This window comes from Actinomadura chibensis NBRC 106107 (assembly GCF_001552135.1).
Taxonomy (GTDB): Bacteria; Actinomycetota; Actinomycetes; order Streptosporangiales; family Streptosporangiaceae; genus Spirillospora; species Spirillospora chibensis.
The window spans coordinates 1-13,256 of record NZ_BCQP01000017.1; the positions used below are offsets into that span (position 1 = coordinate 1).

The following is a 13,256-nucleotide window of genomic DNA, read 5'->3' on the forward strand; positions in this document are numbered from 1 at the left end:
AAAATCAGAACTCATGGCGCCGATGCTACCGGCGAGTAGACATGCGTGGACGGCGCGGGTCCCGGCCCGTGGCGGGCACGTGACAGATGAGGCCGCGAGTCGGCGGCGGCGAATCGAGAGGAGCGGGCCGTGTCCTACCGGCTGACGGTCATCGGAACCGGGTACCTCGGGACCACCCACGCGGCCTGCATGGCCGACCTGGGCTTCGAGGTGCTCGGCCTGGACGTGGACGAGCCGCGCATCGCCCGGCTCGCGGCGGGCGACCTGCCGTTCTACGAGCCCGGCCTGGAGCCGGTGCTCCGCCGCGGGCTGGAGAGCGGGCGGCTGCGCTTCACCACGTCCTACGAAGAGGCGGCGGAGTTCGGCGACGTCCACTTCCTGTGCGTCGGGACGCCGCAGAAGGCCGGGGAGTACGCGGCCGACCTCCGCTACGTGGACGCCGCCGTCACCACCCTCGCGCCGCTGCTCGACCGGCCGTGCCTGGTCGTCGGCAAGTCCACGGTGCCGGTCGGGACGGCCGCCCGGCTCGCCGAGATCCTCGCCGCCGCCGCGCCCGCGGGCGGCGACGCCGTCCTCGCCTGGAACCCCGAGTTCCTGCGCGAGGGGTTCGCCGTCCAGGACACCCTGCACCCGGACCGGATCGTCGCCGGGCTGCCCGCCGAGCAGGGCGCCGCCGAGCACGCCGAGAAGGCGCTGCGCGAGGTCTACCGGACGATGATCGGCGCGGGCACCCCGTTCATCACCACCGACTATCCGACCGCCGAGCTGGTGAAGGTGTCGGCCAACGCGTTCCTCGCCACCAAGATCTCGTTCATCAACGCGATGGCGGAGGTGTGCGAGGCCGCGCACGCCGACGTGACGAAGCTGTCCGAGGCGCTGTCGCACGACGACCGGATCGGCGGCAAGTTCCTCGGCCCGGGGCTCGGCTTCGGCGGCGGCTGCCTGCCGAAGGACATCCGCGCGTTCATGGCCCGCGCGGGCGAGCTCGGCGCCGACCAGGCGCTCACCTTCCTGCGCGAGGTCGACGAGATCAACATCCGGCGCCGGATCCGGATGGTGGACCTCGCCCGCGAGCTGCTCGGCGGCTCGTTCGCCGGACGGACGGTCGGCGTCCTCGGCGCCGCGTTCAAGCCGAACTCCGACGACGTCCGCGACTCGCCCGCGCTGGACGTCGCCGCGTCCATCCGCGCGCAGGGCGCCCGGGTGACGGTGTACGACCCGCAGGCGATGGCGAACGCGCGGGTCGCGCAGCCGTCCCTGGAGTACGGCGAGTCGGCGCTGTCGGCCGCCCGTGACGCGCACGTCGTCCTGCTGCTGACCGAGTGGGCCGAGTTCCGCGACATGGAGCCGGCCGCGCTGGCCGAGGCGGTCGCGGAGCGCAACATCGTGGACGGCCGCAACGCCCTCGACCCGGAGCGGTGGCGCGCGGCGGGCTGGAACTACCGGGCCCTCGGACGTCCTTGAAAACGGAACTAAACCGGCGGCGGGCGCTGTTGTCGCGGACATGACGGATTCTCTCGCCACCCCTCCGGCCGACCCGTCCGCCGACCCCTACGCCGAGCTCGCCGTGATCCGGCGGCTGCTGCACGAGTCCAGGACGTGGGCGTTCGTCGGCCTCGGCGACAACCCCGACCGCGAGGTCTACACCCAGGCCGGGCTGCTGCAGAAGCGCGGGAAGCGGATCATCCCCGTGCATCCGGCGGCGGCGGACGTGCTCGGCGAAAAGGGGTACGCGTCCCTCGCCGACGTGCCGGACGCGTCCGAGATCGACGTCGTGGGCGTCTACCGCCGCGCCGAGCACGCCGGGCAGGCCGTGGACGAGGCGATCGCGGTGGGCGCGAAGGCCGTCTGGCTGCCGCTCCAGGTGATCGACGAGGCGGCCGCGAAGCGCGCGAAGGACGCCGGGCTCGACGTCGTCATGAACCGCTGCCCCGCCGTCGAGTGGGCGCTGCGCCGGTAGCGCGGGCGGGCGGCGCTCAGAGCCGCTCTCGGAGCCGCTCGCCCTTCGCCTTGGCCTGGGCGTGGAGGTCGCGCTGGAAGTCCTTCATCCTGGCGCGCAGGGCCTCGTCCGAGGCGGCGAGGATCCGGACGGCCAGCAGCCCCGCGTTGCGCGCCGCGCCGACCGCGACCGTCGCGACCGGCACCCCGGCGGGCATCTGGACGATCGAGAGCAGCGAGTCCATCCCGTCGAGGTACTTCAGCGGGACGGGCACGCCGATCACCGGCAGCGGCGTCACCGAGGCCAGCATCCCCGGCAGGTGCGCCGCGCCGCCCGCGCCCGCGATGAGCACGCGCAGCCCGCGGGCCGCCGCGTCCTCGCCGTAGGCGATCATGTCGTGCGGCATCCGGTGCGCGGACACGACGTCGGCCTCGTAGGGGACGTCGAACTCCGCGAGCGCGCGGGCCGCGTCCTCCATCACGGGCCAGTCGGAGTCGCTGCCCATGACCACGCCGACGAGCGGCGCCGGGGCGCCGGTCACCGCCGCCCCTCCCGCTCCGCGAGGGCCTTGCCCCAGCGCAGGTAGCCCGCCGCGTGCCGGGCGCGCTCGCGCAGGTCGGCGAGGTCGTCGCCGAGCACCGTCACATGGCCGATCTTGCGTCCGGGACGCGACTCCTTGCCGTACATGTGCACCTTCACGCCCGGGTCGTGGGCCATCACGTGGAAGTAGCGGGAGTGGACGTCCGGGTCGTCGCCGCCGAGCACGTTCGCCATCACCGTGTAGCGGGCGGTGGGCTCGGTGGAGCCGAGCGGCAGGTCGAGGACGGCGCGCAGGTGCTGCTCGAACTGCGACGTGCGGGCGCCCTCGATCGTCCAGTGGCCGGAGTTGTGCGGGCGCATCGCCAGCTCGTTCACGAGCAGCCCGGCGTCGGTCTCGAACAGCTCGACGGCGAGCAGGCCGGTGACGCCGAGCCCCTCGGCGACGGCGAGCGCGAGCCGCTGCGCCTCGGCGGCGATCTCCTCGGACAGGCCGGGCGCGGGCGCGATCACCTCGGTGCAGATCCCGCCCTCCTGGACGGTCTCCACGATCGGGTACGCGGCGCCCTGCCCGTACGGGGAGCGGGCGACGAGCGCGGCCAGCTCCCGCCGGAACGGGACGTGCCGCTCGGCCATCAGGTCGACGCCCTCGTCCAGCAGCCGCCGCACGAGTTCGGCGGCCTCGCCGGGATCCCCGGCGATCCAGACGCCCTTGCCGTCGTAGCCGCCGCGCGTCGCCTTCAGCACGACCGGCCAGCCGTGCTCGGCGGCGAACGCTTCGAGGACGTCCAGCGCCCCGTCGGCCGGGACGTGCGCGTACGCCGGGCACGGGACGCCCATCCCGCTGAGCCGCTCGCGCATGACCAGCTTGTCCTGGGCGTGGGCGAGGGCGGCGGCGGCCGGACGGCACGGCGCCCCCGTCGCCTCAAGCTCCCGGATGTGCGGGCCGGGGACGTGCTCGTGGTCGAACGTCACGACGTCGCAGCCCTTGGCGAAGGACAGCAGGTCGTCGAGGGAGCGGTCGTCGCCCACCCGGACGTCGGAGACGGCCTTGGCGGCCGAGTCGTCGGCCGCGCCCGCGAGGACGCGGAGCGACACGCCGAGGGAGATCGCCGCCTGCTGGGTCATCCGGGCGAGCTGGCCCCCGCCCGCCATGCCCACGACGGGTGCGTCAGCCGGATTGGTCACGCCTGAAAGCGTATCGGCCGACCGGCGTGAACGAACCCGCCGGACCCCGCGTCGAACCCGTGTGTGGGGATCGCGACAATGGGCAAGGAACGCACGGACGACGTGAAACGTTCATGTTCCGACGTCCCGGCGGGCGCGGGCGTCTATCCTCGTGATGCCTCCGCAAGTGCCGCGGCCTGTCCGCCGCGGCGCAGAGACGAAGTCCGGAAGGACGGTTCCCCTTCGTGAGCCTGGTCGCCAAGATCCATCGGCAGTTCGCGCACCTCGTGCGCGAGCTGGCCAAGTTCGGCAGCGTGGGCGCGATCGCGTTCGTCATCACCTTCGGGATCGGCAACGGCCTGCACACCGGCCTGGGGATGGGCCCGCTGACGTCCAACGGCATCGCCACGGTGGTCGCCACGACGTTCGCCTACCTGGCGAACCGGTACTGGACGTTCCGGCACCGCGACCGCACCGGCCTCGGCCGCGAGTACGTCCTGTTCTTCGCGCTGAACGGCGTCGGGCTGGTCATCACCGAGCTGTTCATCGGGTTCTCGCACTACGTCCTCGGGCTGAACGGCGCGGTCTTCTACAACGCCGCCCTGATCATCGGGACGGGCTTCGCCACCCTGTTCCGCTTCTGGTCGTACAAGAAGTGGGTGTTCCTGCCGTCCAGCGCGCCGCAGGTCGACCCCGCGTCCGGGCTGCCGGAGGCCCCGGCCGCGCCCGGCGCGCACCGGGCGAACGGGCGGCCCGCGAACGGCCAGCCCGTCAACGGCCAGCCCGTCAACGGCCAGCCCGCGAACGGCCAGCAGGGCCCGGCCCCCCGGCTCGGCCACCCGCTGGACGCGCGCCACACCGCGGACTACGCCCAGTACACCCGCCGCTGAGCGGGCGGGCCGCCGCTCAGGCGGGGCCCATGACGACGCGCTCCTCGGCCAGCCGGGCCTGCTCGGTCTGCCGCAGGAAGATCCCGAACACGGCCGGACGCGACTGGATCAGCTCCAGCCGCCCGCCGTCCACCATCGCGAGGGAGCGGGCCAGGTAGAGCCCGAGGCCGGTGCCCCGGCCGCCGCTGACGCTGCGCTCGAAGATCCGCGGCTCCAGCTCGGGCGGGATCCCGGGGCCCTCGTCGCCGACCTCGACGACCACCGAGCTGACGCCCGGCTTGGTGTGGATGGTCACGGTGCCCGCGCCGTGCATCAGCGAGTTGTCGAGCAGGGTCGCGACGATCTGGGAGAGGCCCTCGGGGTTGGTCATGCCGACGAGGCCCTGCTCGCCGACGATCCGCACGTCCCGGCCGTCCCGCCGGAAGATGGGCCGCCACTCCTCCACCTGCTGGGCGATGATCTCGTCGATGGGCGAGGCGACGGCGGCGCCGGTCCGGTCGTGCCGGGCGCGGGCGAGCAGCTGCTCGACGACCGCGACGAGCCGCTCCGCCTGCGCGACGGCAGCCGCGCCCTCCTCCCGGACGACGTCCGGGTAGTCGGCGGCGTCGATCATCTCCTCCAGCCGCATGGACAGCGCGGTCAGCGGCGTGCGGAGCTGGTGGCTCGCGTCGGAGGCGAACTCGCGGCTAGCGGCGAGTAAGTCGGCGATCCGGACGGCGCTGCGGTCCAGCACCTCGGCGACCCGGTCGACCTCGGGCAGGCCGTAGCGGCGGCGCCGCGGCCTGGCGTTGCCGCTGCCCAGCCGGTCGGCGGTCTCGGCGAGGTCGACCAGCGGGACGGTCAGCTTGCGGGCCTGCACCATCGCGAGGCCGACGGTCAGCGCGACGCCGAGCAGCGCGAGGCTGCCGATGAACAGCATCCGCCGCACCGCGTCGTCGCGGACCTCCGCCTCCGGCCGGGACACCCGCACGCGCACGGCGCCGTTCGTCCGGTCCGCGGACAGCACGGGCCCGCGGCGCGGCGGCCCGGCGGTGAGCGTCCGGCCGTCCGGCATGACGATCGACACGTGCCGCCCCGGGTACTCCCGCGCGATCATCGCGCCGGTGACGGGACGGTTCGACTCCAGGCTGAAGCCGACGCCGACGGCGATGGACGACGCCTCCCGGTCGAGCGACCGGCTCTCCTTCTCGTAGGAGAGTCTGTGGGCGAAGTAGGTGAGGGGTATGCCGAGCGACAGGATCGCGACCACCGCCACCGCGAGCGTCGACAGGAGGAGTCGGCGCCTCATCAGGGCTCCTTCAGGGGTGGGGCCACGGACCGCGCGGCAGGGACCCGGCGCCTCTCGGGAAGGCGCCGGGACGACCCGCGCGACCGTGGCGGCCGGTAGGGCGTGCCCTAGTCGCCGCGCTCGAACCGGAAGCCGACGCCCCGCACCGTCGTGATGTAGCGGGGGCTGCCGGCGTCGTCGCCGAGCTTGCGGCGCAGCCAGGAAATGTGCATGTCGAGCGTCTTCGTGGAACCCCACCAGTTGGTGTCCCACACCTCGCGCATGATCTGTTCGCGGGTGACGACCTTGCCCGCGTCGCGGACGAGCACCCGCAGCAGGTCGAACTCCTTCGTCGTGAGCTGGAGCTCCTGGTCGCCCATCCAGGCGCGGCGCGACTCGGCGTCGATCCGGACCCCCTGGACGATCGGGGTCTCGGTGCTGCCGCGGCGCAGCAGCGCCCGGACCCGGGCCAGCAGCTCGGCCAGCCGGAACGGCTTGGTCACGTAGTCGTCGGCGCCCGCGTCCAGCCCGACGACGGTGTCGACCTCGTCGGCACGCGCGGTCAGGATCAGGATGGGCACGCCGTGCCCCTCGGCCCGCACCCGGCGGGCCACCTCAAGGCCGTCCAGCTCGGGTAGGCCGAGGTCCAGGACGATCAGGTCCACCCCGCCGCCGAGCGCCCGCTCCAGCGCCTGCGGGCCGTCCGGGCTGACTTCGACGGTGTACCCCTCGCGCCGCAGCGCGCGGGCGAGAGGCTCGGAGATGGACGTGTCGTCCTCGGCGAGCAGTACTGAGGTCATGAACCGATCGTATGACCATTCTTGAACATTGCCCGGCTGCCGCCGCGCTCTTGACCTGCGGTTTGCCACTCGTAGTACATCCTCGAACACCGCTTATCAGGCGGAACCGGGATGCAGTCCGCATCCCGCCTGGGGCCCGCCGGGCCGGGTCAGCCGAGGACGGCGGCGGACGCGGCCGGAAGTTCGAGCGCGGCGGTTCCGGAATCGCCGGTGGCGCCCGTGTCCAGGCGGATCGCCGGGTCCGAGCCGAGCAGGAGGCGGGGCGGCGGCGCCTCAGCGGCGGACACGGGGAGCAGAACGGGCGCGTCCCCGAGGTTCGCCGCCACGCGGATCGGACCGCGCCGCATGATCAGCCAGCGGGCCCCGTCGCCGCCGGTCTCGACGGTCGTCCCCGTCAGGCGCGGGTCGTTCAACTCGGGGCGGGAGCGGCGGAGCGCGATCAGCGCCCGGTGCCATTCCAGCAGGTCGCGGTGGTGCGGCCGGCCGGGCTCGGTCCAGTCGAGGACGGACCGCCGGACGGTGTCCACAGCCTGTGGATCGGGGACGCCGCCCGTCCAGCCGTGCCGCGCGAACTCGCGGCGGCGCCCCTCGCTGACGGCCCGTCCCAGTTCGGGGTCCTGATGGTCGGTGAAATAGCACCACGGGGTGGACGCGCCCCATTCCTCGCCCATGAAGAGCATGGGCGTGAACGGCGCGAGGAGGAGCAGCGCCGCGCCGACCTTGAGCAGGCCGGGCGGCGCGCCCGCGGCGGCGAGGACGGCGCCGAGCCGGTCGCCGGCCGCCCGGTTGCCGATCTGGTCATGGTTTTGAAGAAAGCCGACGAACCGGTGCGCGGGTGTTTTCACGACGTTCACCGGGCGCCCGTGGCGGCGCCCCCGATAAGTCGACCAGGTCCCGTCGTGGACGAACACGTTCGTGAGCGCCTTCTTGAGGGTCTCCAAATCGCCGAAATCGCAGTAATAGCCCTGCCGCTCGCCGGTCAGCGCGGCGTGCAGGGCGTGGTGGAAGTCGTCGCTCCACTGCGCGTCCAGGCCGTACCCGCCCGCCTCCCGGGACGTCACCAGGCGCGGGTCGTTCAGGTCGGATTCGGCGATGAGGAACAGGTCGCGTCCGAGGTGCGCCGAAAGGCCCGCCACCGCGCCCGCGAGTTCTTCGAGGACGTGCACCGCGCCGAGGTCGGTGATGGCGTGGACGGCGTCGAGCCGCAGCCCGTCGAAGTGGTGGTCGCGCAGCCACATCAGCGCGTTCTCCACGACGAACGCGCGCACTTCTTCCGAGCCTTCCTGGTCGAAGTTGACCGCGTCGCCCCAAGGCGTCGGATGTGTGCCGGTGAAATAAGGGCCATAGGCGGCGAGGCGGTTTCCGTCCGGGCCGAGGTGGTTGTAGACGACGTCGAGGATCACCGCGAGCCCGCGCGCGTGGGCCGCGTCGACGAAGCGTTTCAGCGCGTCCGGGCCGCCATAGGGCTCGTGCGGCGCCCACAGGTGGACGCCGTCATATCCCCATCCGTGATTTCCGGGAAAGGACGCGACGGGCAGGATCTCCACCGCGTCCACGCCGAGCGCCACGAGATGGTCGAGGCGTTCGGCGGCCGCGTCGAACGTCCCCTCCGGCGTGAACGTGCCCACGTGCATCTCGTAGAGGACGCTGCCGGGGAGGGGACGTCCGTGCCAGTGCTGGTCCGTCCAGGCGAACCGGTCGTGGTCGTAGACGCGGCTCAACCCGTGGACGCCGCCCGGCTGCCATGGCGAGCGGGGGTCGGGCAGTACTTCGTCCGCGCCGTCCAAGACGAACCCGTAGTCGGTGCCATGCGAGGCGTCCGCGACGTCCGCCCTCCACCAGCCGGACGGCGACGCGTCCATGGGATGCCGGACGCCGCCCGCCTCGACCTCCACGCGCCCGGCCGACGGCGCCCAGACCTCGAACCGCGTGGTCACCGATCGATCTCCCGGGGGACGAGCAGCGCGACCGGCAGCGTCTCGAACAGCCGCCCGGCGTCCAGGATCGGGCCCATGTGGGTGCAGCCGGTGAGGACGTCCCGCCAGCCCTGGTGGGCGACGTCGACCCTCGTCCCGGCCCAGCCGCCCTTGCGCTCCAGGCCGACGGGCAGGCGCGTCGCCAGCGCGACCGCCTCGCCGCGGGCGAACCCCACGACGTGCTCGGCGGCGGGCCCGCGCGAGGTGATCGGCTCGTGCCGGGAACCGGGCCCGAACCACTCGGGATGGGCCCGGCGCAGCCGCAGCGTCCGCGACGTGACGAGGAGCTTCTCGTCGTCGACCTCCTTCGGCCGGCGGCCGGTGTCCAGCCGCAGGAGGTGCTCGCGGCGCCGCCCGTAGTCGACCGGCCGCCGGTTGTCGGGGTCGACCAGCGCGAGCCCGGTCAGCTCGCAGCCCTGGTAGACGTCCGGGACGCCCGGCATCGCCAGTTGGACGAGCTTCTGCCCGAGCGTGTTGTAGCGCGCGTAGGGGGCGAGCCTGCGCACGAACGCGGTCATGTCGGTGATGAGGTCGGGGTCGGCGAGGACGCCCCGCGCGTAGTCGAGGACGGCCCGCTCGTATTCGGGGTCGTGGTCGGTCCAGGATGTGCGCGTCTTGGCCTCGCGCATCGCCTTGGTGAGGAATTCCTCCAGGCGTCCGGTGGTGAGGGGCCAGGCGCCGACGAGCGTCTGCCAGAGCAGGTATTCGAGGTCGGGTTCCAGCGGGGACGTGCCGGGGCCCCAGTTCCGCCACCGTTCGACGGCCTCCGTCCATTCGATGGGGAGTTCCGACAGGACGGACAGCCACGCCCGCACGTCCTCTTCCCGTTTGGTGTCGTGCGTGGACAGCGTCGTCATCGTCAACGGCCAGTCCCTCGCCGTCCTTATGCAGAACGCGTGGAAGTCCTCGGGGCTGACCGAGAAGCGCTCTGGGTCGCCGCCCACCTCGTTCAGCGCGGCCATGCGGTTCCACCGGTAGAACGCCGTGTCCTCGACGCCTTTCGCCGCCAGCGGAGCCGACGTCTGCTGGAACCGCACGATGAACTCGGCATCGGTGCGCTCGCCACGCCCGAGGGCCAGGTCCACGACGAATTCGAGATCCGCGTGCGTTTCCTCCGGCAGATGCGCGCGGGCACGGCCCGCCGCCTCTTCCAGGACGTCGACGGCCTGTGGCGACGGGTCCTGCCCAGGGACGACGTACGCGCGATACACGGGCATGGCGACGAGCAGTTCGAGCAAGGCCCGCTCCAGACCGGGACGGCGTTCGCCCACCACCCGCCGAAGGACGCCCTGAAGCCGCTCTATCTCCGGCTTCAGCCCATGCGTCGCGACGTACATGCGCGACTCGTGCTCCACCTCCGCGAAGTCGTGCGGACCGCCCGTCAGCGCGACGTAGTAGTCGGTGAGCGGCTTCTCCCCGGCCGGGTCGACGAACAGCCCGCCGACCATGCCGAGCGCGTCGTAGCCGGTGGTGCCCGCGCACGGCCAGTCGGGCGGCAGCCGCTCGTCCCCCGTCGTGATCTTCTCGACCAGCAGCCACGCGCCCGGCGCCCCCTCCGACAGCCGCCGCAGGTAGCCGCGCGGGTCGGCGAGGCCGTCCGGGTGGTCGACGCGCAGGCCGTCCACGTGCCCCTCCTCGACCAGGTTCAGCAGGAGGGCGTGCGTGCGCTCGAAGACCTCCGGGTCCTCCTGGCGGAGCCCGATCAGGCCGGAGATGTCGAAGAAGCGGCGGTAGTTGGGCTCGCCCTCGCCGGGCGGGACGATCCGTCCGCCCCCGGCCGTCCAGTCCACGTCGAACCACTTCGCGAACGGCGAGGACGGCCCGTCTGCGAGGACGGCGGCGAACGGCAGGTTCAGGTCGGGCGGGGACGGGATCGCCATGTGGTTCGGGACGACGTCCACCAGCAGCTTCAGCCCGTGCGCGCGGAACCGCGCGGCCATCGCGCCGAACGCCTCCGACCCGCCGAGTTCGGCCGACAGCCGGGAGTGGTCGATCACGTCGTAGCCGTGCGTGGAGCCGGGCGCGGCCCGCAGGATCGGCGACAGGTAGACGTGCGACACGCCGAGGGACGCCAGGTAGGGGGCGAGCGCGGCGGCCTCGGCGAAGCCGAAGCGGCCCTCCGGCGTGCCGCGCAACTGGAGCCGGTAGGTGCCGGACGGCGGCGCCGCCTCCTCTTCCCCGGGGGCGCCCCCGTGCTTGCCGGTGGTGTGCTTGCCGGTGGTGTGCCTGCCGGTTCTGCTCTTGGCGGTCAGGTGCTCTTCGTCCAGGTGGTCCTCGGACACGGTCTCCTCACCAGGGGGTTCGCCGGGGAGCGGTTCGTCGGGAGCGGGTTCGGCGTGCATGTCGCGGACGGAGGCGGGGGTCACGGCTCAGCCCCGGCGCAGGACCTGGATCGACCGGGCGGTGACCGCGACGGTCTCGCGGGCCTTCAGGGTGGACGGCTCGCCGGGAGCGGGCAGGGGGTCGGCGGTGTCGAGGGCGGTCGTCCACGTCGCGCCGTAGGAGGCGGGCGGGAGCGTGAACGCGAGGTCGCCGTCGTCCGCGTTGAACAGGAGCAGGAACGAGTCGTCGGTGACCTGCCTTCCGCGCGGGTCGGGCTCGCCTATCGCGTCGCCGTTCAGGAAGACGCACAGGGCCTTGTTGAATCCGGCCGTCCAGTCGGTCCCGGCCATTTCCGCGCCGCCGGGGGTGAACCAGACGAGGTCGGGGAGCTCCTCCGGGCGGCCGTTCGCGCGGGCCCGCTTCGGCCGCTGGTCGCCGAGGAAGAAGCGCCTGCGCCGGAACACCGGATGCGCGGTCCGCAGCCGCGACAGCCGCCGGACGAAGTCGAGCAGCGTCCCGCGCTCGTCGGGGAAGCCGCCGTCCTCCAGGCCCGTCCAGTCGACCCAGGACAGCTCGTTGTCCTGGCAGTAGGCGTTGTTGTTCCCGCGCTGGGTGCGGCCGATCTCGTCGCCGTGCAGCAGCATCGGGACGCCCTGCGAGAGGAACAGCGTCGTCAGCAGATTGCGTTTCTGCCGCTCGCGCAGTTCGAGGACGCCGGGGTCGTCGGTCGGGCCCTCGTGCCCGCAGTTCCAGGACCGGTTGTCGTCGGTGCCGTCCCGGCCGCCCTCGCCGTTGGCGTCGTTGTGCTTGCCGTCGTAGGAGACGAGGTCGCGCAGCGTGAACCCGTCGTGGCAGGTCACGAAGTTGATCGAGGCGATCGGCCGCCGCCCGTCGGCGGCGTACAGGTCCGACGACCCGGTCAGCCGGGACGCGAACTCCGGCATCGCGCCCGGCTCCCCGCGCCAGTAGTCGCGCATCGTGTCGCGGTACTTGCCGTTCCACTCCGTCCACAGCGGCGGGAAGTTGCCGACCTGGTAGCCGCCCTCGCCCACGTCCCACGGCTCGGCGATCAGCTTCACCTGCGACACCACCGGGTCCTGCTGGACGAGGTCGAAGAACGCCGACAGCCGGTCCACCTCGTGCAGCTCGCGGGCGAGCGTCGCGGCCAGGTCGAAGCGGAACCCGTCCACGTGCATCTCGGTCACCCAGTACCGCAGCGAGTCCATGATCAGTTGCAGGACGTGCGGCCCGCGCATCAGCAGGCTGTTCCCGGTGCCGGTCGTGTCGGTGTAGTAGCGGGGGTCGTCGTCGGCGAGCCGGTAGTAGGAGGCGTTGTCGATCCCCCGGAACGACAGGGTCGGCCCGCGGTGGTCGCCTTCGGCGGTGTGGTTGTAGACGACGTCCAGGATCACCTCGATCCCAGCCTCGTGCAGCGCCTTCACCATCGCCTTGAACTCCAGCACCTGCTCGCCCCGCTGCCCGGACGACGCGTACTCGTTGTGCGGCGCGAAGAACCCGATGGTGTTGTAGCCCCAGTAGTTGCGCAGCCCGCGCCGCACGAGCGCGTCGTCGTGGACGAACTGGTGCACGGGCATCAGCTCCACCGCCGTCACCCCGAGCGAGCGCAGATGGTCGATGACCACCGGGTGGCCGAGGCCCGCGTAGGTGCCGCGCAGCGCGCGCGGGACGTCCGGATGCCGCGCGGTGAGGCCCCGGACGTGCGCCTCGTAGATCACCGTCTCGTGGTAGGGGATGCGCGGCGGACGGTCGTCCCCCCAGTCGAAGTAGGGGCTGACCACGACCGACCGCATGGTGTGGGGCGCCGAGTCGGCGTCGTTGCGCGACCACGGGTCGCCGAACCGGTAGCCGAAGCAGGACTCGTCCCAGTCCACGGACCCCTCGACGGCCTGCGCGTACGGGTCGAGCAGCAGCTTCGCCGGGTTGCAGCGCTGCCCCCGGCGCGGATCGTAGGGGCCGTGGACGCGGAACCCGTAGCGGTGGCCCGGCATGATCCCCGGCAGGTAGGCGTGCCAGACGAAGGCGTCCACCTCGGGGAGCGCCAGCCGGGTCTCGGCGCCGTCGCCCGCCGGGCCGTCGAACAGGCACAGCTCGACGTGCTCGGCCGCCTCGGAGAAGACGGCGAAGTTCGTCCCCGCGCCGTCGAACCGGGCGCCCAGGGGGTAGGCGTCGCCCGGCCAGACCTGAGCCAATGTCCCGGCCTCCCGTCCCTGCGGCACGCGGGGCGCGTACGCGGAGAAAGCCCTTCCCGCTGAGGGGTGGATCACACCGATTGGGAGCCCCCTGGCCAGAACGGACATCCCTGAGCTACCTTAGGGGAGCCTTACCTTAATGAGGGTT

10 protein-coding genes are annotated in these 13,256 nt (G+C 72.7%); 3 read left to right on the top strand and 7 right to left on the bottom strand.

The window, feature by feature from the left end:
- The first annotated feature begins 129 nt into the window (after positions 1 to 129).
- Positions 130 to 1,464, top strand: a complete 1,335-nt coding sequence (locus tag ACH01S_RS10415; protein WP_067888586.1) for a UDP-glucose dehydrogenase family protein — start codon at positions 130 to 132, stop codon at positions 1,462 to 1,464.
- Between the two features lie 40 nt (positions 1,465 to 1,504).
- On the top strand, positions 1,505 to 1,960 hold the full coding sequence (locus ACH01S_RS10420; protein ID WP_083980531.1) for a CoA-binding protein: 456 nt from the start codon (positions 1,505 to 1,507) through the stop codon (positions 1,958 to 1,960).
- A gap of 16 nt (positions 1,961 to 1,976) precedes the next feature.
- Here the strand turns inward: ACH01S_RS10420 and purE are convergent, their stop codons facing one another.
- Both purE and ACH01S_RS10430 read right to left on the bottom strand, forming a co-directional pair.
- Positions 1,977 to 2,444, bottom strand: a complete 468-nt coding sequence (gene purE / locus ACH01S_RS10425) for a 5-(carboxyamino)imidazole ribonucleotide mutase (RefSeq protein WP_083980604.1) — start codon at positions 2,442 to 2,444, stop codon at positions 1,977 to 1,979.
- Positions 2,445 to 2,476: 32 nt separating this feature from the next.
- Positions 2,477 to 3,664 carry a 5-(carboxyamino)imidazole ribonucleotide synthase gene (locus tag ACH01S_RS10430; protein ID WP_083980532.1) on the bottom strand — a complete coding sequence of 396 codons (1,188 nt, stop codon included), beginning with the start codon at positions 3,662 to 3,664 and terminating at the stop codon, positions 2,477 to 2,479.
- Positions 3,665 to 3,888: 224 nt separating this feature from the next.
- Between ACH01S_RS10430 and ACH01S_RS10435 the strand changes: the two genes are divergently transcribed.
- The gene (locus tag ACH01S_RS10435) at positions 3,889 to 4,533 is read left to right on the top strand and encodes a GtrA family protein (protein WP_083980533.1); all 645 of its coding nucleotides are present in this window, start codon (positions 3,889 to 3,891) and stop codon (positions 4,531 to 4,533) included.
- A 16-nt stretch (positions 4,534 to 4,549) separates the two neighbouring features.
- Here ACH01S_RS10435 and ACH01S_RS10440 read toward each other — a convergent pair whose 3' ends face one another.
- The 5 genes from ACH01S_RS10440 to glgX form a co-directional block, all read right to left on the bottom strand.
- Positions 4,550 to 5,821, bottom strand: a complete 1,272-nt coding sequence (locus ACH01S_RS10440) for an ATP-binding protein (protein WP_067888594.1) — start codon at positions 5,819 to 5,821, stop codon at positions 4,550 to 4,552.
- Between the two features lie 107 nt (positions 5,822 to 5,928).
- Positions 5,929 to 6,600 carry a response regulator transcription factor gene (locus ACH01S_RS10445; RefSeq protein ID WP_019629095.1) on the bottom strand — a complete coding sequence of 224 codons (672 nt, stop codon included), beginning with the start codon at positions 6,598 to 6,600 and terminating at the stop codon, positions 5,929 to 5,931.
- 149 nt (positions 6,601 to 6,749) lie between these two features.
- The gene (gene treZ / locus ACH01S_RS10450) at positions 6,750 to 8,537 is read right to left on the bottom strand and encodes a malto-oligosyltrehalose trehalohydrolase (RefSeq protein WP_067888597.1); all 1,788 of its coding nucleotides are present in this window, start codon (positions 8,535 to 8,537) and stop codon (positions 6,750 to 6,752) included.
- Positions 8,534 to 10,942 (bottom strand): malto-oligosyltrehalose synthase, encoded by a 2,409-nt coding sequence (treY, locus tag ACH01S_RS45160; protein ID WP_083980534.1) that lies wholly within the window; start codon positions 10,940 to 10,942, stop codon positions 8,534 to 8,536. Before treY ends, treZ begins: the two co-directional genes overlap by 4 nt.
- 3 nt (positions 10,943 to 10,945) lie before the next feature.
- Positions 10,946 to 13,108, bottom strand: a complete 2,163-nt coding sequence (gene glgX, locus ACH01S_RS10460; RefSeq protein ID WP_067888600.1) for a glycogen debranching protein GlgX — start codon at positions 13,106 to 13,108, stop codon at positions 10,946 to 10,948.
- Between the last annotated feature and the right edge of the window lie 148 nt (positions 13,109 to 13,256).

Excerpts from the sequence above, each read along its gene's own strand:
- ACH01S_RS10420 (WP_083980531.1), top strand. The coding sequence starts at position 1,505 with ATGACGGATTCTCTCGCCACCCCTCCGGCCGACCCGTCCGCCGACCCC.
- purE (WP_083980604.1), bottom strand. The coding sequence starts at position 2,444 with ATGGGCAGCGACTCCGACTGGCCCGTGATGGAGGACGCGGCCCGCGCG.
- ACH01S_RS10440 (WP_067888594.1), bottom strand. The coding sequence starts at position 5,821 with ATGAGGCGCCGACTCCTCCTGTCGACGCTCGCGGTGGCGGTGGTCGCG.
- ACH01S_RS10445 (WP_019629095.1), bottom strand. The coding sequence starts at position 6,600 with ATGACCTCAGTACTGCTCGCCGAGGACGACACGTCCATCTCCGAGCCT.